General features: G+C 60.5%; 16 protein-coding genes. 4 read left to right on the top strand and 12 right to left on the bottom strand.

From position 1 onward, the window contains the following. Positions 1–241: 241 nt before the first annotated feature. Positions 242–697, top strand: a complete 456-nt coding sequence (locus dqs_RS00085) for a hypothetical protein (RefSeq protein WP_065339305.1) — start codon at positions 242–244, stop codon at positions 695–697. A gap of 17 nt (positions 698–714) precedes the next feature. Then, positions 715–1,746, top strand: coding sequence for a phospholipase D-like domain-containing protein (locus dqs_RS20370; protein WP_084018105.1), 1,032 nt, complete (start codon positions 715–717; stop codon positions 1,744–1,746). A 117-nt stretch (positions 1,747–1,863) separates the two neighbouring features. Here dqs_RS20370 and dqs_RS20365 read toward each other — a convergent pair whose 3' ends face one another. The 4 genes from dqs_RS20365 to dqs_RS20605 are packed head-to-tail and all read right to left on the bottom strand — an operon-like array spanning position 1,864 to position 7,455. Further along, the gene (locus dqs_RS20365) at positions 1,864–3,687 is read right to left on the bottom strand and encodes a TniQ family protein (protein ID WP_084018103.1); all 1,824 of its coding nucleotides are present in this window, start codon (positions 3,685–3,687) and stop codon (positions 1,864–1,866) included. Next, positions 3,684–4,694 (bottom strand): TniB family NTP-binding protein, encoded by a 1,011-nt coding sequence (locus dqs_RS00070; protein WP_084018101.1) that lies wholly within the window; start codon positions 4,692–4,694, stop codon positions 3,684–3,686. The genes dqs_RS20365 and dqs_RS00070 overlap by 4 nt, the downstream gene beginning before the upstream one ends. Beyond that, entirely contained in the window at positions 4,691–6,676 is a 1,986-nt protein-coding gene (locus dqs_RS00065; protein ID WP_065339301.1) for a hypothetical protein, read from the bottom strand. Before dqs_RS00065 ends, dqs_RS00070 begins: the two co-directional genes overlap by 4 nt. Continuing rightward, positions 6,673–7,455, bottom strand: coding sequence for a hypothetical protein (locus dqs_RS20605; protein ID WP_157108117.1), 783 nt, complete (start codon positions 7,453–7,455; stop codon positions 6,673–6,675). The genes dqs_RS00065 and dqs_RS20605 overlap by 4 nt, the downstream gene beginning before the upstream one ends. 101 nt (positions 7,456–7,556) lie before the next feature. Here dqs_RS20605 and dqs_RS00055 point away from each other — a divergent pair, with 101 nt between their 5' ends. Then, a complete protein-coding gene (locus dqs_RS00055) occupies positions 7,557–8,354 on the top strand; it encodes a hypothetical protein (RefSeq protein ID WP_157108116.1) in 798 nt (265 codons plus the stop codon). Between the two features lie 288 nt (positions 8,355–8,642). Here dqs_RS00055 and dqs_RS20360 read toward each other — a convergent pair whose 3' ends face one another. From dqs_RS20360 to dqs_RS00025, 5 genes are all read right to left on the bottom strand, one after another. Further along, entirely contained in the window at positions 8,643–9,995 is a 1,353-nt protein-coding gene (locus tag dqs_RS20360; protein WP_084018099.1) for an RES family NAD+ phosphorylase, read from the bottom strand. A gap of 425 nt (positions 9,996–10,420) precedes the next feature. After that, entirely contained in the window at positions 10,421–11,167 is a 747-nt protein-coding gene (locus tag dqs_RS00040) for a M48 family metallopeptidase (RefSeq protein WP_065339296.1), read from the bottom strand. Beyond that, complete coding sequence (locus dqs_RS00035) at positions 11,164–14,274, bottom strand: type I restriction endonuclease subunit R (protein WP_065339295.1); 3,111 nt, start codon at positions 14,272–14,274, stop codon at positions 11,164–11,166. Before dqs_RS00035 ends, dqs_RS00040 begins: the two co-directional genes overlap by 4 nt. 10 nt (positions 14,275–14,284) lie before the next feature. Next, the gene (locus dqs_RS00030) at positions 14,285–15,424 is read right to left on the bottom strand and encodes a restriction endonuclease subunit S (protein WP_169823499.1); all 1,140 of its coding nucleotides are present in this window, start codon (positions 15,422–15,424) and stop codon (positions 14,285–14,287) included. A 29-nt stretch (positions 15,425–15,453) separates the two neighbouring features. Then, positions 15,454–17,874 (bottom strand): type I restriction-modification system subunit M, encoded by a 2,421-nt coding sequence (locus dqs_RS00025; protein WP_065339293.1) that lies wholly within the window; start codon positions 17,872–17,874, stop codon positions 15,454–15,456. Between the two features lie 108 nt (positions 17,875–17,982). Between dqs_RS00025 and dqs_RS00020 the strand changes: the two genes are divergently transcribed. Then, positions 17,983–18,159, top strand: coding sequence for a hypothetical protein (locus dqs_RS00020; RefSeq protein WP_157108115.1), 177 nt, complete (start codon positions 17,983–17,985; stop codon positions 18,157–18,159). A gap of 631 nt (positions 18,160–18,790) precedes the next feature. On the opposite strand, the gene gyrB is transcribed toward dqs_RS00020, so the two are convergent. The 3 genes from gyrB to dnaA form a co-directional block, all read right to left on the bottom strand. Further along, the gene (gene gyrB / locus dqs_RS00015) at positions 18,791–21,280 is read right to left on the bottom strand and encodes a DNA topoisomerase (ATP-hydrolyzing) subunit B (RefSeq protein ID WP_011763740.1); all 2,490 of its coding nucleotides are present in this window, start codon (positions 21,278–21,280) and stop codon (positions 18,791–18,793) included. A gap of 209 nt (positions 21,281–21,489) precedes the next feature. After that, positions 21,490–22,599, bottom strand: coding sequence for a DNA polymerase III subunit beta (dnaN, locus tag dqs_RS00010; RefSeq protein WP_011763739.1), 1,110 nt, complete (start codon positions 22,597–22,599; stop codon positions 21,490–21,492). 58 nt (positions 22,600–22,657) lie between these two features. Beyond that, entirely contained in the window at positions 22,658–24,100 is a 1,443-nt protein-coding gene (gene dnaA, locus dqs_RS00005) for a chromosomal replication initiator protein DnaA (protein WP_011763738.1), read from the bottom strand.

Here is a 24,100-nt window from a genome sequence, read left to right as displayed (position 1 = left end):
CGATGTGATGCGTAGTGCGCCGCGACTTCCTGTTACGGCTTGCCAGATGGACCATGGTCTCTCTCCCCGGAGGGTTCATGGTACCAAGGTAGCGCATGGGTGCAGGATGCACAAGTAACTGATTAAATGAAATAATATTGAATCTCTAGAGATATTGAAACGAAATTTCGGTATCGTGTCCGCAGAATCGATTTCATGACGATCGTTGGAGGCGAAAGAGAGCGGCGCGTGTGGGGGAAAGATGAGACAACTTGCAAAGATCGTCGCTGACGAATCGGGTGTCGGGCTGAGCGAGATCATGCTGCTACGGCATGGGACTGCAAAAGTGGAGCGGTTGGAGCAGCACGGCGCGACGATCGAGGAGTACACCTTGGTTCAGCCCGCCGGCTCGCGTTACGACTTCGAAGCCGACGGGATGCCGAAGATCGCTGTCGTGGTCGTGATCGTCAGGGATGCGGTGCATTCCGTGTATCGGATACTGGGGGTCGAAGCGCATGGTACGACCCGGACGCTCACGTCACCCGAGTTCAATGCGTTTGACCGTTCCCTAAAGTACCGGGAACTGTCGGCAAAACGGTTCAGGGCGCAGCGCCTAGATAGCAGTACGGTTGGGCTTCCCGTCACCGGCTGGGGGGCACCGCGCCACTGTACCCTGCGCGCCGGCATGTCGATGTTTGACAGCATTCAAGTGCCGTAGGCCGATCGGTAGATGGCATGGAGTTTTCGCAGTTACTAATACTGGATAGAGAGAATAAGAACATGTTTCTCACGTCGGAAAATTACAGACAAGTCGTTTCTAAAGTGATTGACGAAAACCAGTCACTTTCCATTGCGGTGGCGTACTGGGGGCGCGATGCGGAGAAGCTCCTGCTACCGGCCAGTGGGAAGCAAGTGCGTTTGATCTGCAATTTGATCAGTGGGGGGACGAATCCGGCACCGATTGAGAAGCTGCTCTGCCACAAAGACATTAGTGTCCGTCAGTTGGATAACTTGCATGCGAAAGTGGTTGTCGGAGAGTCCAATGCAATTATCGGGTCGGCAAATTTCTCGACTAACGGGCTATGGTTTGAGGGTGAGGATAGTGCAGGACTGACTGAGGCGGGTATTTATACTGATGATTCGGAACTTGTTGCAAACGCACAAGCTTGGTTTGATCGGCTCTGGGATTCGGCTCGGGGCATTACGACTGCAGACCTTGAGGCTGCGCAGAAGCGTCGTGATATTCTTAATGGCCTCCGGCCGCCGAAGAGCAGGTCATTGATGGATGCGCCCATATCGGATTTGAAGGGGAGGCGGATTCAAATTGCGATATGGCGGAATGATACTTCTGAGAAGGCTGACGAGGCATTTGAGGGCGCGCTGGAGAAAGTTTCGGCGCTTGGTGGCAGGAGCCCTGAGTCTCGGCTTAGAGACAAGTTTTCGTTTTTTGAGGGCTGGGATTCTCTTACCAAAGAGGGCTATATCATTAGCGTGTATTTCGGTAAGAGAGGAAAGCTGGATGTCGAAGATGCATGGAAGCGTTGGCCGGATTTTGATGAGGTCTTTACGACTGATGACGGGTTGTCGAATTCAATCCAGGTGGTTCGGAAACAGCATTTCGTTTACGGAATGTTGTTCGAGTCGGCGGACAGGGAAAAACTGCGGATGTGTCTGAAGCCGCAGATTGATGAAATTTGGGCCGAAAGAAAGAATGACGAGTGCGTTATCAAAGATCTGTGTGAGGTATTGGAGCGGGGGCGAGACTAGGCCTCTTACACAGAACCTCTTGCGGCCCCGTTGCGGGCATGTGGTCGATCAGAAGCTTGGGCCGCCTTTCGACGTGCATTAGTACGGGTGACGTTGATTGTTCGTACCCCGGTTTAACTACGCGAATACGAAAGTCGCAAGGTCGGCCAGGCGCAGCAGCCCTCCCCGTTTCGCCCCACCCTGCAGTTCGCGCTGCCCGTAAATGATCAGGCCGCGCTCTTGGGCCTTTTTTGTGAGAGCGGACGATTTCGAGCCCATGGCGCGCGCGAGGTCCGCAATGGGGATCCAGTCGTTCCGGAACTCGGCGAGCGCGGCATGGGAGACAAGCCGGGCTGCACGTCCGTGCAGCGTCACATTGATTGTTCGCAGCAGCCCGATATCGGCCCAGTGAGAGATGGCCTCGTACTTCCAGCTTGTGACCTTTTCGAGCTGGGTCAGCGTCATGCCCTCGGCGAGGCCAACCGAGCCCAGGTAGCGCCGTACGTCGTCAGTCGAGAAGCTGAAGCCATCAAGCCCAAAGGCGTCCGACGATAGACGGACCGGGCGAACCTCGCCGGATGAGATTGCGCGGTAGAGCTGGTGGAGGCCTTTGATATCCGTGGTGCGGCGACCGACGAGCTGGCCGAAGCGCAATGTATCCGGAACGTCTCGTGGCACCAGGTGAGATGTGAGTCGTTCGAGCAGTGCATCGAGACTCGCCTTCTCGATCGGCCCCCCTTTCGAGATGTCCAGTGCCCAGCGCTCGTCGCTCACGAGGACGCCCGCCTTTGTGAGGTGAGTGATCACCGACAGGGGTACGCCGGCCATACTGGCGGCGGCGTCTGCATAAATCCAGCGAGCACGTGCTATCTGGATGCGCTCGACTTCCGCACGATCCATTAGCGCCATCGTGTAGGCCGTGCCCTGACGGCTGAAGTGCCCGCTCACGATGCCGGCCTGAAGCGCGGCACTGAGCTTGGACGCGCCGACCTCGAGCAGCTGCGCCGCCGTTGCGAGGGGTACGAAGCGACGCTCGCGATCCGGTGACGGGGTCAGTACCTTCTGGCCACGAAGGTTGCCATCGAAGTGTTCAAGCATGGCATCGGAAAATGCCGTCCACAGTGGCGCGAAGGCATGCGCTTTGCGGGACATGCCGTGCAGTGCGCCGTACCACGGGCCGAGTCGTCCCGAGGGGCTGAACTGGGTTTGATTGCCAGCGGCCAGCCGCTCGCGAACGTGCGCATTGAACCCTTCCGGCCAGCATGAGAAGAGGGGGCGGATCGAGTCGAGCAGCGTACGTGTTTGGGCAACATCGTGAGGGCGGGATGCCTTGGCAGGTTTCACCTTCGCGGTCGGATCAAGGCGCACGGCCAGTGAGAAGAGAAGCTTTCCAAGGGTCGCGTAATCCTCTGGGGTCCCGATTTCGGGAAGGCTCTCGACCGGACGCATATCACCCGCAAGCCGTGCGCTGACCCAGATTTCGAATGGGCCGGCGACTTCTGCGGTGGCTTCGCGCAGGTCGTAGCCGCATTCGCATGTCGCCGGGTCAAACCGATCCGGTGCCAAGGGGGTCCCGCAACAGGGGCACGCGTCCAATAAGGTGGTGCCGTGGATCGGGCAGGCGCTCACAAGACTGTGGGACCAGGCGTGATGTAGGTGATTGCCCTCGGCAAGGCAGGCGGGACAGATCGCATCGACCGATGTGCGCCGAAAATACGGGTCATGCAGGCCGGTACCCGCCAGTGCAGCGGGCATGACGGTTCTCAGCCATTCGGGGTCAAGGCCAAGCGTGTCGGACAAGGCGGGCTGATTTTTCCACAGGGCGTTGAGACTGGGGTTCAGACCTGTCGCCCGGACGAGACTGCGCCAGTCGCTGTAGCCATTATGAAAGGAGAGGCGGCGAAGGTATTCGATCGGTCCTTCCGCGCCCTCCGGTGGGAAGATATGCAGGAGCGCGGTCATACGGGCACCGCTCCGATCGCATGCCGGTGGGCCGCCAGCTCCATGGCAGGCGATTCGATCGGCAACTCGATATCATAGGTAGCGAGTTCGGCCGTCAGCAGTTGAAGCAGATGTTCATCGGGCATCTCCTCATGCCTGAAGGGCACCAGTAGCGAATTGGCGGGTAGATTGATGTGAGTGCTTGCCGTTTGAAGTGCATTGAGTCCGATGGGGCCGGCGGTCCGGGTGTGGCGTGCCAGCGTCTTGAAGAAGAGGGTCAGGAGGCCGATGTTGCCCGCACTGAGCGCGTACAGATGCCGTGTCAGGGTGTCTTTGTTCCAAGACGGTAGGTCAATCGGGCAGGCGTTGTCAGCGAACTGCTTCAGGAAGAACTGCGTGCAGCCGGCAAATGCCAGGCGTTCTTCTTGGCGATCCCAGCGGTAGGGCATGAGTTCGAGCGGTCGCTGGCAGCGGCCCTGCAGTTGTTCATTGCTGCCGAGCAGGCGTTGGAGTCGCGGCACCCCCGAGAGCACGATCGATGTGCGGGCACTATCGAAGAGGGCCTTGAACCAGTCGGAGGCTTGGCGGGGGGGAATGCGGCTGCCGACGTCGACGAGATGGGATGCCTCGTCAAAGAGGATCACCATCGTCTGTGCGAGTTGGAGCTTGTCGAGCATCATCTGGAGGAGGGCGTTCGTGCGAATGCGTCCCCGAGGGAGCGGTACGCCGAGCGCCTGCATCACGCTCAGCGGGAGGTCCTTGGGGGACGTACCTGAGGGAATCGCCACGAAAAGGACCGGCTTGATCAGCCGGCCGTTTTCGCGACGCTCAGGATAGGTGCCCGCCAGGCGCGCCAGGATCTCTGTCTTGCCGATCCGTGACGGGCCGACCAGCATCTCCATGCTCGGCCCTGCCCCAGCTCGATGATCCAGAATCAGTTCATCGAGCCGCTGCAGGACAGTTTTGAATGCCGGATGTTGCACGATCGTGTGATCGAGCGCGCCGCGTAGCTTGAGAGAAACACTCATCGCGCGTTACCGGCATTGGGTTGCGTTGGCTTCGCCTCGACCTCGAATGCAGGAATGGCGTCTTCCGTGATGAAGCAGTCGTCCATCAACGTAGGCAGACGATCGGTGTCGGCGTCCGCCGGCAGCGGATTTGTGCGGCTCTTCTGCAGCGCCTTGTCAAGTTTGGCAGACTCGCGAATGGCGTGCTGGCGTTGCCGAATCCCCCGCTTGTGGCTGGCGTCTGAGACTGAAGCTTTGGCGAGATCGCTGTTGAAGGCCGCCACGCTCTCGGGCATCGGTGGATTGCTGGCACGGACGTGTGCGCGCCGCTTCTTAGCTTCACTGAACGAGAAGGCAGGCGTGGAGGCACGGACTTCGGCGTTGACCAGTTGCAGCAGTTCGCCCGTTTTCTTGTCGGCGACATATGCGAAACGGTAGTCGGACGGGTTGTAATAAACGGTGACCTTCGAGTCCGGTCCATACTGGGCGATGAGATGGCGCAGATTGTCGCCTCGGAATCGAAAGCCTTCAATCGGCACCCCCGTCTTCGGACTCATGCTTCGAACGCTAGTGACGTACCGTAGTCTTACCCACTGTGTCCGGTCCGGCGGTGACGGCAGGATCGAGTGCTGCTCATAGTGCTTCCAGCGGGCGGCCGGCGTGATACCAGGTGCTTTTTCGATGTCGTAGTCGGCCGTGACGAAGCGGTCGAGCGGCGTATGGGGCCAAACTTCATAGAGCCAACGCACGAGCCATTGCTCAGCCTGCTCGAAGGTCATCAGCGCCTCTTTTTCCGCCTCGGCCACACGCGTCCCATCTTTTTCGTCGAAACGTGTGAAACCCGAAAGGCTTTCGAGTGCTAGCTTCAGGCTCTTGAAGAGCCGCTCGATGAACGGCTTGCGATGTCCCGAGTGTCCGGCAACGCGAGTGATGCTGATTCCGACGGTTGCGATCTGGGTAATGCGTTTGCCTTTGTTTTCGGGGCCGTTATCCAGGTACAGGTTTGCGAAGAGGCCGAATGGGTCGATGTCGCAGTCGATGCCGAGTTGCTCGAAGCGTTCGGCTTTCGAGCGCAGGCTGATGTCCAGGCACTGGAACGTGTCTTCTTCGGTGACCGGGGTGAGCGAGAGCAACCAGCCCAAGGGCATGGCCGTGCCGCAGCACATGCAAACCATCAAGTGGGGTTGGTGGACGTTGCCGTCAGCTGTCTTGATGATGAGCGGCAGAACAAGCGTGTCTTGCTCTACGCGTTGCAGCGCGGCATCGACGTGAATCCGCTGTTGGGCAACATGTTTTGCAGCCCGCGCGACTCGGGGATCAAGGCGTCTATGGCTGATATCCCCATGGTAGTGGGTCACAAGGATATCTCTGACGTAAGCTCGGCTGACACGACGATGCTCTGCGATCAGTTCCCGTTCTTTGGCAAATGTTGTCGCGAAATCCGCGAGCTTGCGCAAGGTGATGCGCGAGTGCACTTTGGCGTATTCCTCTTCGATGAGGTCTCGGACGAGCCTCTCCACTTCGTCGGGATAGCGAGCGGTACGGTTTCCTCGCCCCACGTAGGCCGGCAGAAGTTCTTGAGGTGAGGTCCTTGCGGCATCCATCAGGCGATACGCCTGGCGAATGGAAATCGGTGAGACGATGACTCCGTCGTTCAGCGTGAGTGGTTCGGCGCACATCCTTCGGATTGCCTCCGCTTTTGTGTCGCCGTCTCGCATGAAGTGCTCAATCCGTTGCACCCGAGTCTGGTTGAACAGGTAGGTCTGGCGCGCCTTCGCGCTTTGTTCAAGCTCGCGCACAGTGCCCGATAACGGACACACGGTGACCCTACGCAGTTGGCCGTCGGACAGCTGTCGGCGCATTGCCGCGAGGGTCATCTTGTTTACGTCACCGGTGCTTGGGTCGAGCAACTCGACCGACTTGTTGATGGGGTCAATCGACCGGACGACGAACTCCCGGTCACCGGCTTGAAGCCGTTCTTCCCGCTGCGTGAATCTGCTCATGATTTTTCCTCCCCCAGGTCAAGTAGTTCGAGATGGCTCAGTGAGCCTCGTGCTGAACAGACGGGTGCGTCTGCGTTCAGGACGATTCGAGACAAGTCGGCGCTAATCGCGCCGTGCGTGATCAGTTGGGGTGCATCGCGCAAGGTCAGGCCAAGCGCACGCATGAGGTCGCCCAGGCGCATCGAGGCGTCGCCAAGGACGGCTTCGATTCTTTCGCTGAGCTGGCTGATCACGGTCGGATCGACCGACTGGAATAGGGAGCGGATGAGCAGTTCCGCGTTATGAATCAGCGGGGTGCTTTCGTCGTATTGAAGGGGGATCAGGAGCAGGCGATCGCCTCGCATCGCAAGGATGCGCTTGGCGCGCTCGTGCTTGGCCTGATCGAGCGGATCCGTCAGGAGGTGACGGGGATCCTTGGCTTCAACAACGATTCGGGTGTGATCGTGCAGGACCAGGAGCAGGTCCGGGGTGTAGTCGCGTCGCAGTGCGTCGACGACTTTGCGGCCTCTGCGGGCAGCTTCGAGCTCACGACGGGTCTTGAAAACTTTTCCCGTGTTGATGTCGAGTGAGAAGGGTTGTGCTGAAATTGTTTTCACGCGAGGATCCAGCTCAGCCAGCTGAGCAATGATCCGTTCGCCGGCCGATTCCAGCGCCAAGGTGCCGCCTGCTTTGCGGCTGTAAAAGAAGATCGCCGGGCGGCCGCTGATGCGGCCGAGTGGGCGGGCGCCCTGGACGGTGTTTTGAGGTGCTGCAGCAGGTGTTTTTGGGTGCTTGTTCATAGTTATGTGGAAGATGTCACAAATCTAGCATCGGATTTGTGCTTCCACAAGCCCTCTTTTTTGCGTTTTTTTAACGCTGTAAATTTATTTAGGTATCTCATATGGCACGTCCGATCGATCGGGATCCAGACGATCAGTCGGTTCCGTTGTGGTTCAGCCAAGGCCGTCGCGTGGCTGAAATCACTCAGAACGGCAGCAAAGCCGGTGACTCAGCCGACCTTGTGGCTGAAAGAATTCGGGCTGCGACTCAACTACCCGTGCATCGGGCGCGCGACTACGAACGTGCGTACCGTTTCTTGGTGTTGCAATACCCAGAGGCCGTTGCTGAGCGGAAGATCACTGCCAACTTCGTAGCTGTAAGCCAGTTGAGCACGCTGCACCGGCTCGACCGTGTCAAAGCCGACGAGCTGGCGCCGATGGTTCTGAAAGGTGAAACCAAAGCGAGCGCGGTGCGTGAAGTGATCGACGAACTGCTCGCGAACCGCAGAAGCGGCGACATCCCCCGCATCCTTGAGGCGAAGCGTCGGGTGGCGAGTTTTGACGCGGAGGCCCGCAAGCTGCTGATGGCGCAGCCCGACCTGCTGGGCATTGGGCCAGTCGACGAGATCCGGGAGGTTCGGTCCAATGCCCGCTTTGAGCCTGACCTGGTGGTGCGGCAGGGAGAACTATTGATTGGCGTCGAAATCATCGGCGCAAGCAGTTCGATGGCGCCGCACTACGTTGGAAGGTATCTTGCCCGCCTTGCGCAGATCGAGCAGAAGTACCAGCGGGCGATGCTGGTCTTGCCGAGCGATCAGGAGGAGATCGCGTTGAAGCTCAGGCGATATCTGCGGGAGTGGATCGGACGTGAGCCGGAGATAGTGCTCTTGGAGCTGCCGGAGGGGGCTGAGGCGCAGTAGCGCTCTCCCTGTGTCAGGTCCACGAAGCGGTAGGGGTACTTAATGGCGTCGGACAAGGCGAAACGGCGCTGTACATAATGATTTGCGGAAACAGCAGTAAGCAGGCTGAAGCTAATAATGGCCTGAGTTCTCTATAGGGCGGCGGTGCTTCGCTTATCTGTCTATCAGCCTTGAAAATGCTCGAACGATAGCTTTGTCATCCGGTGAACTGGCCTTCCCGATCTATATTGCCTCTCCGAGCTATTGGGCGGAAGACGGCTCAGCCAGCGGCTCCATCATCGCTTCCCGTCAGCCATAGTGCCGGTCACGTAGCGAAGTAACGCCCTCTACAGGGTAAGGCTCGCTGTCATAGCGGACTGCGCAGATGTGGTGAATGACAATAGAATTTCGCTGCAAAGACAGCGACGGAAGCACCGAGCGATCTTCATGCCACGGTGAGTCCCGGTCCACAAACAAGATCAAAGGATGGAACCACCTACCCGGACCGTCCTCCTCGTACTCCCACAGAGCGACCTCCGCACTGGCTCCGCCGCCGTCGGCACCGCTCACATCACAGGCTTTGCGAAACAAAACGACGTTATCGCCGGCCGGTGGCTCTTCGGGGCGGCGACTTTGCGCGGAGGGGTAGATGATGCCGTCGACATTCAAGGTGCGGGGGGCCGCAAGATAGTCAGCAATGGCTTGCGTGACGAGGTAATCTCGATCTTGTAGTTCGGGAACCACAGGGGCAGAGAGCCGATCGCCCAACGTCCTAAGAAAGTCTCGTCGTCGCGCTGCAGAGCGTGTTGCAGGGTCAAATAAGCTAGTGTCTGGTCGCAACTCAACGGTCGTAAGTCGCCGTAGGTCTAAGAGTCGCAGTGGGCGAATCACCTCGAAAGCCGCCAGTACAATGCGACTGCCCACAGGCGGGCGCACCTCGGCGATGCAGATTCCGGGAGCTGTGGCACCGTAAAACACCGGTTGGCCTTGCCCGTTCATTCGACCAGGGGCGCCAATACCGGCAACGGGAGAGCCGAGATATCGCTCAGGCCAACGTAGCGCAGCGGCCAGAGAGTCTTCGGTTTGGAACACTCTCCCCCGATAGAACGTCTTCAACGACGTGCCGGGGCCTGCCTCCATGACGACTGGCTGCCCTTCTTTGTCGCGATCATTGGACAGTTCGCTGAAGATGGTGTCGAGCAGTTCCAGCGCCTTGGGATTGAAGTAGCGGACGTCAGAGCGCAAGCTTTCTTCCATCTCCCGCCAAGCGTGATCGAGTGGCTCGGCTATTGACGACTTGAGAACGAACCAAGGGTCGTCATCGCCATAGCGAGACTCTCCTGAGCCAGCGTCGTACCAGAGACTGACAAGATGCTCGACGACAATGTCGACTGCCGCCCGGGGCAGGCCAGTCAGAGTCGAGATCGTCGTATGCAGATCATTTCCGGCTGGTGTACGACCGAAATGGACAATCGCCATGGTGTGACTGGATTCCTCGAAGAACGTGTCGAGAACTTCATCGCACAGGGCCGCCACCATCCAAAGGTCTACCGCCGGCGCATCGCCATCGCAATATTCGCAAGGGATCTCGGAAGTGGCCGCGTCTTGGACGAGGCGCTGCAGGTATGGCTCGCCAATACAATCAGCGCAGACAAAACTCATACAAACTCCCCCAAACAGTTCGCCAAATTCGACAATTGATAAAACTATGACATGCGCTCGACAACCTTGACGAACTGGAGCGATCGCACGCGAATCAACACTGTTCCCTGTCACTGGATGGAATCGAACTCGCGGGGCTAATATGTACGAAGAAGCTGCATAGGCATGGGACCGATATGTCGAGCAAACGAGCCACAACCGAATAGACGGAAGCCGATTTGGAAGCACGCATCCGTGCAGCAATCAAGCTCGCATTTCAATGACTGCCCGACAGCGCAATCAAGCACCAGGTCAAATTTAGCCTCAAATTCGGACGACAGACCCTGATTATCGATTCGGGAAGATGTCGGCCGAAGCTCGGCTGGATATTCTGCTTGAGAAGGATGGCGAGCCGCTGGCCGTGATGGAGCTGAAGCGACCAGGCGTTAAGCTGACTGACGATGATGGAGCGCAAGGGGTGAAGCCCACGATTCAGCGGCCAGCGGTAACTCGTTGAGCTCCATCCTCGCCTCCCTCCAGTTCGGGTAATGCCTGTCCAACAGGTCAATGAAGCGCGGGCTATGAGTCGGCTCGATCAGGTGCAGCATCTCATGCACCACGACGTATTCCAGCAAGTCCTTTGGCTTCTTGACCAGTTCTGTATTCAAGCGGATCGTGCCAGCCCGGTGATTACAGCCACCCCACTTGGTCTTCATCCGCTGCAGGAAGTAGGCGCTGACCGTGACGCCTAGCACCGGCTGCCACTTCTGAATCAGCACAGGTATCGTCCGGTGCAGTAGCGCACGATGCCAGTCGTGCATGGCTTCCTCGCGTTTTTCCGGACTGCTGCCGGGGCGGATCGTCAGCGTGATGCGCCGGTGATCCAGCTTCACACTCGGCTTGGCGTCCTGCTCCACAACCGATAGCAGATAGCGCCGCCCCCATAGGTAATGGCTCTCCCGCTCGACGAACTGGCGCGGCGTTTCCCGGGCTTGGGCCTGTAGTTTTTCCTGCTGGTCGCGAATCCAGCCCAGTTTGGAGATGGCGTAAGCGCGAGCCACTTCCAGGCGGGTGCTGGTTGGCGCGACAAGGGTGACATGTCCGGCCGGCGGATGCACCGACAGATGCACATTCTTGACCGCCTTGCGGGTGACCTCGATCGTCAGTTCGCCCAGCTGGATGCTTTCCGTCACAGATAACCCTGCTGGCTCTTGGCAATCTCGAACATGGCCTTGGTTGCGGCGCGGTCCCGGTTGAACAGCGGGAACAGCGCGTTCAGCACCTGGGCACCACGGGGGCCGTCGGCATCTTCCTGCCAGCCGGCCGGCGCCTGCTCGCGAATGGCACGGTCAATCTGCAAGGCCAGTTCGGCCTTGTCGTCATCCTCGGTCGGACACTGGAACTGCACACAAGGAATGGAGGCCAGATTGTTGAACAGCACCGTGGCCTCCCGGTTGCCATGCAGCACGGCAGGCATACCAGCCTGGGGCTGTTTCGAAGCTAGCTTGCGCACCAGTTCCTCGGCCTTCTTCAGGAATTCTTCATAGGCCGCCGCATCGTCCCGACTCTGCTTGATCAGGTCGTCCAGCAGCTTCGACATTTGATCGTAAAACTTCGGGTCGGTCAGCTGGTCGCGGATGATGGTCTTGCGGACGTTGTTGATGATGCCTTCAGCAATGGCGTTCTTGGTCAGCTTGCCCTTCTCGTTGAGCTTGCGGGCGATGGCGTCGTGGATGCCGGTTTCGATGATCAACTCGGTCAGCGACAACTCGCCCAGCTCACCCAGTTCTTCGGCGGCATCGGCCTGGATATAGGTGTTGATGAGGTGGCGCATGTCCGCCTCGTAGGGTTTGATGTCCAGTTCCTCGCCGGAATGCTTTTTGATGGCGGCGCGGATTTCGGCGTAGAACTCGACTTCACGTTGCAGCTTCTCCGCCTTGGCGTCGGTATAACCAGCTTCGCTCAGGTTCTGGGCCAGATCGGCATAGGCCCGGGTGAACAGCGCCACGGCTTTGTAGAACGACACCCGCAGCGGCTCGGTTTCGTTCAGCGCATTGGCGTTGGCCGCATTGCCGCAGAAGTAGTGCAGGTACTGCTCCACCTCTCGGGGGTGCGGTACCGGCTCGCACAGGTAATGCAGCGCCTGCCGGGCATCGTCCAGCTGGTTCTTACCTTCGACCAGCCAGTTCTTGAGCTGGACGTTGTTCTCGCCACCGTTGCCGGCGTCGATGTCCAGCTCGTCGGAGCTATATACGGCGATGGCCTGCTGCACGTCCCCGAAAAGCTCCTTGTAATCGACGATGTGACCGTAATCCTTGTCGTCGCCGTCCAGCCGGTTGGTGCGGCAAATGGCCTGGAACAGGTTGTGGTCGCGCAGCTCGTTGTCCAGGTAGATGTAGGTGCAGCTAGGCGCGTCGAAACCGGTCAGTAGCTTGCTGACGACGATCAGCAGCTTCAGGTTGGCCGGCTCGTCCTTGAAGCGGCGCTTGACCTCGTCCTCGTACTGCTTGGTGGTCTGGCCCTGGGCCAGCACATGCTGGGTGTAGGTATCGAACTTGTAACGCTCGTCGCTGTTGGCCGGCTCGCGGGAAATGGCGTTGTGGTTGGGCTCGAAGGAGGTGACGAGGCCACAATACTGGCCGAAGGTCTTGGTTTGAAAGATGCGGTAGTAATGGCAGGCGTCGTAGATGCTGGCCGCCACCAGAATGGCCGTGCCCCGGTCGTTGTTGAGCCGGGGCTTCAAGGCAAAGTCCTGGATGATGTCGGCGACGATGCGCGCCTTGCGCTCTTCTGCACTCATCAGTTCTTCCATCGTCGCCCAGCGCTTGCGCAGAATGGACTTCTGGAAGTTGTTGAGGTTCTTCGTCTTCTGCTCGAACCATTGGTCGATGGCCTTGCGGGAGCCGAGGCGCTGGGGCACGTCCCGGGCCTCGTACTTCAGGTCCAGCACCACCTTGTCGGCCACCGCCTGATGGAACTTGTAGGTGTGGATGTAGGTGCCGAACACGTCCCGCGTCATCTGCTTGTCTTTGCGTAGCAGTGGCGTGCCGGTGAAGCCGATGAAGATCGCCCCTTCCAGCCAGCGCTTCATCTGCTTATTCATGTCGCCGCCCTGGGTACGGTGACATTCATCGACGAAGATGTAGAAACGGCCATGGACCCGGGGCGGCTCACCCTTCAGGTCCGTGGTGTCGAACTTGTGGATCAGCGCGCAAAGCAGGCGCGGCGTGGTGGCGCCAAGCTTCTCGATCAGCTCGGCGCGGGAGGTGATGCGCGGCGAAGCGGCATCCTCGCCGATAACCCCGGCGTTGCGCATGACGCCGACGATCTGCTTGTCTAGTTCGTCCCGGTCGGTGATGACCAGGATGCGGGCTTCCGGGTCGTGTTCCAGCAGCCACTTGGCAATCAACACCATCAGGATGCTCTTGCCGCTGCCCTGGGTGTGCCAGATCACGCCGCCTTCCTGCTTGGCGACGCGCTCCTGGGCCGCCTTGACGCCCTGGAACTGATGCTGGCGCGGCACCTTCTTCTGGCCGGCGTCGAAGATGATGAAGTTACGGATCAGGTCGAGCAGCCGGGTCTTGTCACAGAGCTGCACCAGCGGGCGGTCGAGCAGGCTTCCGGCTTCTAGCGTGATCCCGGCAGCAGGGGGCGCTTCGTCCTTCCATTCGACAAAGAACTGCTCCGGCGTGCCGGTGGTGCCATAACGCAAGCCTTGCGAGTCGCTGCCCGCCAGCACCAGCTGCACCGTGCTGAAGAAGCCCTTGTTGAAGATGTCTTCCTGATTGGTGATCAGCTGGCGCACCCCGTCGGCTACTTCTACCGAGCTGCGCTTGAGTTCCAGCACCGCGATGGCGATACCGTTGATGTAGAGCACGATGTCGGGCCGACGCTGGTAACCGCCCTTGAGCGTCACCTCCTCGGCCAGGGCGAAGTGGTTGTTACCCGGGGTGGCCCAGTCGATCAGATGCACCTTGTCGTGGGGCTGGCCGGCGGCCACCTGCACATCGACGCCATAGCGCAGCAACTGGTAGGTGCGCAGGTTGGCCTGGTAGAGGGTGATGCCGGTGCTGTCGGCCGACGTCAGCAGCTTTTGCAGGGCGGCGGCGATGTGGGCGTCAGAGTAACCGCGCTGTTGCAGGTTGGCGCGCAGCAGTTCGGTTTCGATGGGGCGGTTGTTTTCCCGCTTGTTCCACTCGCCTAGGTAGTCGTAGCCGAGGCAGTCCGAGCGCGAAGTATCCGTAAAGAGCGCGATGACGCGATTCTGGGTTTTACGTTCGGAGCGCGGCTGTTCAAGCATGGGTGGCCTATCAGGTTGGTAGTCGGGTCTTCCCGGTTAGCAATTCCGACATCATAGCCTGCTTCAAGGCGCGGGTTTTGGTGAGGCGGGCTTCAAGGGCGGCCAGTTCAGCGTCCATGTCGGCGAGGATGGTGGCTATGACGGTTTGTTCTTCCAATGTTGGTGGCAGACGTATCTCGAAAGTCTGAAACGTCGGTAAACGAAGGGAGTCGACCGTCGCCTTCACCGTGTTCTGCATAGCCCAGGTGCCAAAGTGCTGTGACATGTAGAGATGAACGTACCGTCCAGAGACACTATCCGCGAATTGCGTTATCGCATAGACACGTTGATGAACGTCGAAACGCCCGTTGATGTAGTGGAAAATGTTGCCGATCTGACCCTCGCCAGGCACCAAGACCGCTTCGCAGTCATGCGAGTAGCTATTGATACGCTCTACGGTAGCCGACCGTACATAGAAGGGATATGCCCCGTCCTCGATTTTGTCTTCGTTGTTACGGCTTCCGGTTTTGATGTGGGCGATATCCCCTAGTAGCTTCACCTCCCACTCCCCACTAAATCCCGGCAGGCGGGTTTGGCCGGTAAGGAGTTGCTGCATGGCGGCCTGTTTGAGATCCCGCTTCTTGGCGATCAGCCGGGTCAAGCCGTCGATCAGCGCATCCACATCTGACAGGGCGGTGGCGATGGCGCGTTGTTCCGCCCCTGAGGGAGGTACGGGAGCCAGAAACGCATTGAGGCTTTTGTTCGTTATCTGGTTGATTGTCGCGCCGAGATGTTCGCTGATTTGACGCTTAAGAATTGGTGACTGGAACAGGTAGCTGGCAAGTTTTCCAATGGGGCTGCGGTAAACCGCCATGAATGCCCCAAATGTCATTCCTTTTGTCCGCTCATCCAGTAGCGCGGATTTTCCAATCAGATCACGGCTGCCATTCCTGACGCAGATAAGCACATCGTTTGGACGCACCTTGATGCGATCCGGAATGTCCGCATGGACAAAAACATTGTCATCAAAAGCAAGCGCATCGTTCTGGATATTCGACGATCGTAGAACAAGCGTCCCATGATCCCGAACCTCTGTCGGTTTGTAGGTGAGCCCGATCAGAGCCTCGCCAATTTCACCAAGGCGCTTAACATGCCAGTCTGACGGAATCACGCCTACTTCCGTCTGCTTGTACCCCGATTTCACTCCCATGCCGCCCCCATGAGCTTGAGGTGTTCCTCCACCCTGGCCGACAGCAGGGCCACTTCATCCACCAGTTGCGGCAACGGCGTGGCGTAGCGCTCGGCCAGTTCGCGGATGCGGGCGGTCAGGGTCTGGCCGACGCGGTCGAGCTCACCTTGCAGGTCAGCGGCCAACCGGGCCAGCCATTTGTCGTCCACCACCAGGGTCTTGATCTCCGGCACGCTCAGCTTGGCATAGTGGTCATGGGCCAGCTGATCGAGCTGGGCGTCCAATTCCTTGACGGCTTTCTTGAGCTTGCTCTCCTCTTCGCTTAACCTGAGCCATTGCTTCAGCACCGCCAGCTCGTCCTTTGCCTCGGGATCGTTGCCAATCTCCTTGACGCGGTCCTTCACCTGGGCAGCGTTGATCTTGTCGAAACCGGCGAAGGCGGCATCCTCGCCGCTGTGTTCCTCTTCCAGTTCGGCAATCTGACCGACGACGGCTTCCAGTTCGGCCTGCTTGGCGTCGAGTGCAGCCTGTTCCTTGGCGAAGTAACGGACGACGAGATAGGGCTTGGGGATCAGGTCGCAGGCCCAGCCCTTGTCCTTCTGTTTGCCCTTCTTGTCGGTTTCGACGATGCGTGTTGGCTTGGCTACCCAACCATCAGAGGCGATCAGGTAGGCGTCGTCCTGCATCGTTTCCGCCCAGTAGTCCATCAGGTGCTGATAAACGTCGTAGGGATCGAGTAGGGGCGCGGCCTGGAAGGCGGCGAGCAGGGTTTCGGAGACAGTGCCGATCAGGGCCTTGGGGTGGTCGTTCTGGCCGAAGCCGGTGAGGCGCGGGGTAATTGCTTCGCGCCATTTGCTGAACAGGGTGTTCGCCTTGTTGGTGAAGGCGATGAATTCGCCGTGGCCGAGGATGGCAGCCTTGATCTCGCCCACCGGCAGCTTGAGGCGTGCGTAGCCGGGGCGGCCGGCCGATTCAAACAGCGCAGTGCGTAGGCCGGGCATCTGCAGCCAGTCGGCGGCGAAGGCGTCGATGTCGCGCTCCGGGATGCCACCGTTGAGGTGGGCGTCGATGTCCTGCAGGTCTTCCGGCTCGCTGCTGTCGATGTAGCGCGGCAGGTTGAGGTTAAAGTCGTTCTTGGCGTCGGCGATCTCGGCGAAGGGCACCATGCGGGCGTAACGCGGGCTGTCGATCTGCCGGGTGAAGGTATCGACGATCTTGTGGATGTCCTGCTCACGCAGGCGGTTCTTATTGCCGTCCTTGATGTAGCCCTTGGCGGCGTCGATCATGAACACGCCTTTGCGAGCGGCGGCGTTTTCCTTGTCCAGCACCAGGATGCAGGCGGGGATGCCCGTGCCGTAGAACAAGTTGGCAGGCAGACCGATGATGCCCTTGAGGATGCCGGAGCGCACCAACTGCTGGCGGATGACCGCCTCGGCATTGCCGCGGAACAGCACGCCGTGGGGCAGGATGCAGGCGGCTTTGCCGTTGGCTTTCATGCTGCGGATGATGTGCAGCAGATAGGCGTAGTCGCCCTGCTTTGCCGGCGGTACGCCCCAGCCGAAGCGCTGGTAGAGGTCGTCTTCCGGGGTAAGGCCGGTGCTCCAGGTCTTGTCGGAAAAGGGTGGATTGGCGACCACGTAGTCGTAGTTGCGCAATCCCTCGCCATCTTTGAATTTTGGCGCCGCCAGCGTGTTGCCGGAGAGGATGTTGGCGGTGGGGAAGTCGTGCAGGATCATGTTCATCCGCGCCAGACCGGCGGTAGTGACGTCCTTTTCCTGTCCTTCCAGGGTGATCTTGTTGCCGGCTTCGGCGGCGACCTTGAGGAGCAGCGAACCCGAGCCGCAGGTCGGATCGTAGGCCGTGGTGGCGGCCTTAGTGTTTTCGGGTGAGATGCCGATCACCTTGGCGATGACGCGACTAACTTCGGATGGCGTGTAGAACTGGCCCTTGCTCTTGCCGGAATCCTGCGCGAAGTGGCGCATCAGGTACTCGTAGGCGTCGCCGAGGATGTCGTCGTGCTCGGCGCGATTCTGGGAGAAGTCCAGCTCTGGCTTCTGGAAGATGCTGACCAGGTTGGACAACCGCTCCACCATGGCCGGACCTTCGCCCAGCTTGTTAGGGTCGTTGAAGTCCGGGAAGTCGCTGCGGGCCAGCCGGGCATTGGCATCGATCAGTGGCTGGATGATCTGAGTGTTGATCTTGTCGCCGATGTCGCTTTTGCCCTTGAGGGCGATCATGTCTTTGAAGCTGGCCCCCTTGGGAATAACCACGGGCGGGGCGAAGTCGTTGCTGTCGGCGTACTTGTCGCTGATGTACTTGATGAACAGCATGAACAGGACGTAGTCCTTGTACTGGCTGGCATCCATGCCGCCACGCAGTTCATCGCAGGAGGCCCAGAGGGAGGAGTAGAGGTCGGATTTCTTGATTGCCATTGAGACCGCAACGACCACAAAACGAAAGGCGGGAACTTTAACCCGGGCAGGCGCCTGCTGCAGAGGCAGATCGAGGTGATGACTTTGCCACTACGTGTAGAGGCGCAGATGTACCGTCATCACGATCTGCTCAAGTTCTCTCAAGCCCAACTCAGCGCCCGCTCTCTTGCAACCTTTCTGGTTGCGCAAGGGGTCGAAGAGATCGGACAGTTGGAGGTGCGGCGGGCCGAGACTGCTGAGACCGACAATATCTCTGCCTACGAGAACGCTATGCACCAGCGATGATATTGGAAGGGCGAGCAGCCGCTGCGGAAATCGAGCTCTACGAACGCCCCTTCGAAATCAAGGTTAGCGCAGTGGAGTGAGAGAGAGCTGACAGGTTTGCCCGCGTGGAGTACCCGTTGAATCAGTCAAATGAAAAAACAGATTAATGGGCAATGCACCAATCCACGTCAGCTATTCGTCATGGGGCGGTTACGTCGTTCACCGCGCAGTAAAGCTGGCACTCCATAAAGCTGTGCTGCCGGGGACAGCAATCCGATGCATTGAAGCCGTAGCATCGCCCAATCATCAACGGCCGCATAGGCCGACATGCTGTCGGTGAGGTGGAACATTGGGTGTCTGGTCGGCGTCACGAATCCATCTAAGGCGGCCTGCTCGTAGTTCTTAGCGGCCATTTCAGCGAGGGTAGTGGGCGGGCCGTGGTACGTCGTGTGCGCGGTGGCTTCTAGGCCTGTATGGGTCAATTAGCCAAATTCCGGTAGAGAACTCCGCTAAGAGAGCTCTCGCTAGGCGCTAGCGTCTTTGATTTCGGAAGCAAAATGGGCGGGGAACCCTGCCGGGTTCGCCCGCCCTTTCGCTCGTCTGCCAGTTTTTGCCTAACAAATTGCCAGTTTATGGTCGCCGCTACATTCGATCACACGTCGATGTTCTGCGCATACAGCGCATTGCTCTCGATGAACGCCCTTCTCGGCTCCACGTTATCCCCCATCAGCGTGGTGAAGATTTCGTCCGCGGCGATCGCGTCGTCGATCTGCACCCGCAGCAGGCGGCGGACCGCCGGGTCCATGGTGGTTTCCCACAGCTGCTCGGGGTTCATCTCGCCGAGGCCTTTGTAGCGCTGCTTGCTGAGGCCGCGTTCCACTTCGGCCAGCAGCCAGGTGATGGCGTCGGCGAAGCGGGTGACGGTCTGGCGCTTTTCGCCGCGGCGGATTTCGGCGCCGGGGCCGATGAGGCCGGCGATGGAGGCGGCGGCGGTGCGGATGCTGCGGTAGTCGCCAGAGACGAGGAAGGCGGTTTCGACCCAGCCGAACTTGAGGTTGCCGTGGTGCAGGCGCTCGATGGTGAGGCGCCAGGCTTCGGTTTCTTCGTGGTATTCGGCGTAGATGCGCAGGCCTTCCGGCAGGTGGGGCTGGATGCGGTCTGCCGATGCGCGGGCTGCGGCTTCGTCGTCCAGGCTGATCTCGAGGTCGTGCGCGAGCATGGCTTGCAGCACTTCGGGGTCGATGTAGCTGGCCAGGCGCTTGATGACCGCTTCGGCAAGCAGGTAGCTGCGCGCGAGGCCGCCGAGCGCGTCGTCGGTGATGGCGTCGGCGCCTTCGCGCGGGACCAGCACGGCGCCGTCGAGCGCGAGCTTGAGCAGGTGGCCGTTGAGTTCGTGGTCGTCCTTGATGTAGAGCTCGGTCTTGCCGTGCTTGATCTTGTAGAGCGGCGGCTGGGCGATGTAGATGTGGCCGCGCTCGACCAGCTCCGGCATCTGACGGTAGAAGAAGGTGAGCAGCAGGGTGCGGATGTGGGCGCCGTCGACGTCGGCGTCGGTCATCAGGATGATGCGGTGGTAGCGCAGCTTTTCGGGCTTGTAGTCGTCCTTGCCGATGCTGGTGCCGAGCGCGGTGATGAGGGTGGCGATTTCCTGGCTCTGCAGCAGCTTGTCGAAGCGGGCCTTCTCGACGTTGAGGATTTTGCCCTTGAGCGGCAGGATCGCCTGGAACTTGCGGTCGCGGCCCTGCTTGGCGGAGCCGCCTGCGGAGTCACCCTCGACCAGGTAGAGCTCGGACAGCGCGGGGTCTTTTTCCTGGCAGTCGGCGAGCTTGCCGGGCAGGCCGACGCCGTCGAGCACGCCCTTGCGGCGGGTCATTTCGCGCGCCTTGCGGGCGGCGTCGCGGGCGCGGGCGGCTTCGACGATCTTGTTGCAGATGGTCTTGGCGTCGATCGGGTTTTCGAGCAGGAAGTCGGTGAGCTTGGCGGCGACGACTTCTTCCACCGCCGGGCGCGCCTCGCTGGAGACGAGCTTCATCTTGGTCTGGCTGGCGAACTTGGGGTCCGGCATCTTCACCGACAGCACGCAGGCGAGGCCTTCGCGCATGTCGTCGCCGGTGATGTCCACCTTGGCCTTCTTGGCGATCTCGTTTTCTTCGATGTACTTGTTGATGACGCGGGTCATCGCGGTGCGCAGGCCGGTGAGGTGGGTGCCACCGTCGGCCTGCGGGATGTTGTTGGTGTAGCAGAGCACCTGTTCGGCGTAGGAGTCGTTCCATTGCATGGCGACTTCGACCGAAAGTTCGGCCTCGCCGGCGCCGGTGGGGATGCGGGTGGTGCCGGCGGCGTAGAACACGCTGGGATGCAGGACCGCCTTGGTGCGGTTGATGTACTCGACGAAGCCGCGCACGCCGCCGGCGAAGGCGAAGTCTTCTTCCTTGCCGGTGCGCTGGTCGACCAGGCGGATCTTGACGCCGTTGTTGAGGAACGACAGTTCGCGCAGACGCTTGGCGAGGATTTCGTAGTGGTATTCGACGGTGCCGAAGATTTCCTCGTCGGCGAGGTAATGCACCTCGGTGCCACGCTTGCTGGTTTCGCCCAGCACCTTCAGCGGGCTCACTTCGACGCCGTCCACCACGTCGATCACGCGGTCCTGCGGCGCGCCGCGGTGGAACTCCATGAAGTGCTTCTTGCCGTCGCGGCGGATGGTGAGGCGCAGCCACTTCGACAGCGCGTTGACGCAGGACACGCCGACGCCGTGCAGGCCGCCCGAAACCTTGTAGCTGTTCTGGTTGAACTTGCCGCCGGCGTGCAGCACGCACATGACGATTTCGGCCGCGGAGCGCTTGGGCTCGTGCTTGTCGTCCATCTTGACGCCGACCGGGATGCCGCGGCCGTTGTCGGTGACGGAGATGGAGTTGTCGGCGTGGATGGTGATGACGATGTCGTCGCAGTGGCCGGCCAGCGCCTCGTCGATGGCGTTGTCGACGACCTCGAACACCATGTGGTGCAGGCCGGTGCCGTCGGAGGTGTCGCCGATGTACATGCCCGGCCGCTTCCTCACCGCTTCCAGGCCTTCGAGCTGCTGGATGCTGGATTCGTCGTAGTCGTTGCCGGAGGGGGCGGGCGTGTTTTGCGGTTCGGACATTGTCATCTCGGGTGATTCAAAAAGAACGGAACTCCTTCCCGTTCAAGGGGGCGGAGCTGGGGTTTCGGCGAGCACTGCTCGACACCTGCGTGGCGGCGAGGCGTAGCCGAGACTACAACTGCATTTTTCGAGGTGGGGATGGGGCGGTGGATCGCAGCGGCTGACCCCATCCCCCTCCTGGCCTCCCCCTTGAAGGGGGAGGAGCGGGGCTAGATGCGCATCGGCATCACGACGTACTTGAACTTGTCGTTGCCCGGCAGCGTGACGAGCGCGCTGGAGTTGCCGTCGTTGAAGCGCCATTCCACCTGCTCGGACGACAGGTTGTTGAGCACGTCGAGCAGGTAGGTGACGTTGAAGCCGATGTCGAGCGGGGTGTCGTGGTAGTCGATCTCCAGCTCTTCCTGCGCTTCTTCCTGCTCGGTGTTGGAGCTGATGATCTTGAGCGCGCCCTCGCCGAGCACCATGCGCACGCCGCGGAATTTCTCGTTGGTGAGGATGGCGGCGCGTTGCAGCGAGGCGAGCAGCGGCTGGCGGTCGAAGGTGACCATGCGCGGATGGTTCTGCGGGATGACGCGCTCGTAGTCGGGGAACTTGCCGTCGATCAGCTTGGTGACGAGTTCGATCGAGCCGAAGCGGAACACCGCCTGGTTGCCGGCGAGGATGATTTCCAGCGGATCGTCGGTGTCGGCCAGCTGGCGGGCGAGCTCGAGCACCGTCTTGCGCGGCAGGATGGCTTCGGTGCGCGCCTGCACCGGCACCGCGAGGTCGCCCGCGGCGTAGGCGAGGCGGTGGCCGTCGGTGGCCACCATGCGCAGTTCGGAGCCGTCGGCGATCAGCAGCAGGCCGTTGAGGTAGTAGCGGATGTCCTGCTGCGCCATCGAGTACGAGACCTGCGCGAGCTGGCGCTTGAAGGCGCGCTGAGGCACCGAGAAGCGCACCGCGTCGCCGTCGGGCAGGTTCATGCGCGGATAGTCGGCGGCAGGCAGGGTCTGCAGCTGGAAGCGGCTCTTGCCGGCCTTCACGGTGAGGCGCTTGTCTTCGAGCGTCAGCACGATATCAACGCTGTCCGACAGTGCGCGCAGGATGTCCTGCAGCTTGCGCGCGCCGACCGTGATCGACGAATCCTCGCCGCCGATGTGGCCGGCGGTGGTGGTGCGGATCTGGATCTCGATGTCGGTGGCGAGCAAGGTGAGCTGGTCGCCGCGCTTCTCGATCAGCACGTTGGAGAGAATCGGCAGGGTGTGGCGCTTTTCGACAATGCCGGCTACCGACTGCAGCGGGGCGAGGAGCGCGTCGCGGGTGGTGTTGAGCAGAAGCATGGCGTCAGCTGAGGGAGTGGTTGGTCGGTGTCTGGCAAATCCGCGTCGTCATTCGCGCTTAACCCCGCAGCACCTGGGTTAGCACATGGACGTCGTGGTTCAACTGGTGGTCGCCGAGGCGCAGCTCGGTGATGGTGCGGCAGGCGTGCAGCACGGTGGTGTGGTCGCGGCCGCCGAAGGCTTCGCCGATGGCCGGCAGCGACATCGGCGTGAGTTCCTTGGCCAGCCACATCGCCACCTGGCGCGGCCGCGCAATGACGCGCGTGCGCTTCTTGGAGTGCATGTCGGCGACCTTGATCTTGTAGTAGTCCGCGACCGTCTTCTGGATGTGCTCGATGGAGAGCTGGCGGTTGTGGGCGTGCAGCAGGTCCTTCAACGCTTCCTTGGCGACTTCGAGCGAGATGCCGCGGCCGTGGAAGCGGGCGTAGGCGACCACCTTGTTGAGCGCGCCTTCGAGTTCGCGCACGTTGGAACGCAGGTTCTTGGCGATCAGGAAGGCAACGTCGTCGTCCACGGAAACGCGCAGCGCCTCGGCCTTCTTCTGCAGGATGGCGACGCGCATTTCGAGTTCCGGCGGCTCGATCTGCACGGTCAGGCCCCAGTCGAAGCGCGAGATCAGCCGGTCTTCCAGGCCCTGGATGTCCTTCGGGTAGGTGTCGCAGGTGATGACGATCTGCTTCTTGGCTTCGGTGAGCGCGTTGAAGGCGTGGAAGAACTCTTCCTGCGTCCGGTTCTTGTTATTGAAGAACTGGATGTCGTCGATGATCAGCATGTCGAGCGAGCGGTAGTAGCGCTTGAACGCGTCGAAGCTCTTCTGCTGGTAGGCGCGCACGACGTCGGCGTAGTAGTCCTCGACGTGAACGTAGCGGATCACCATGCGCGGGTTGTGGCGGTATACCGCGTTGCCGATGGCGTGCACCAGGTGGGTCTTGCCCAGGCCGACGCCGCCGTATACGAACAGCGGGTTGTAGGACGTGCCCGGGTTCTGCGCCACCTGCATGGCAGCGGCGCGGGCGAGGTCGTTGGCACGGCCGGTGACCAGGGTGTCGAACGTGAAATCGGCATTGAGCCGGGTCTTGTCGTACGCCAGCTCGTTGGCGGAAACCGGTTCCGGCTCCGACGGCCGCACGATGATCTGCGGCGGGGCGGCTTCGCTCACCGGCGGCGCCATGGGCGAATTGGCCGCCGCGCCGCCATTGGCCCCCGCCGGGCGTACCCGCGCCGGCGCCACCGGGGCAGACTTGGCGCCCGCCACCGGAAGCTGCAGTTCGAGCTGGATCGGCTGGCCGTGGAACTCCTCGCCCAGTTCGCCGATGCGGCGCATGTAGCGCTCGCGCACCCACTGCAGCACGAAGCGGTTGGGCGCGGTGAGCGTCAGCGCCACCGCCCCGTCGGCGTCGCTTTCCGCCGCCTGCAGCGTCTTGATCCAGGTATTGAACTGCTGCTGGGGCAGTTCCTGTTCGAGACGGGCGAGGCAGAAGGGCCAGAAGTCTTGGTTCAC

It is taken from the genome of Azoarcus olearius, assembly GCF_001682385.1.
GTDB lineage: Bacteria > Pseudomonadota > Gammaproteobacteria > Burkholderiales > Rhodocyclaceae > Azoarcus > Azoarcus olearius.
Note: the sequence above shows the minus strand (reverse complement) of the source record. Positions and strands in the feature narration are given on the sequence as shown.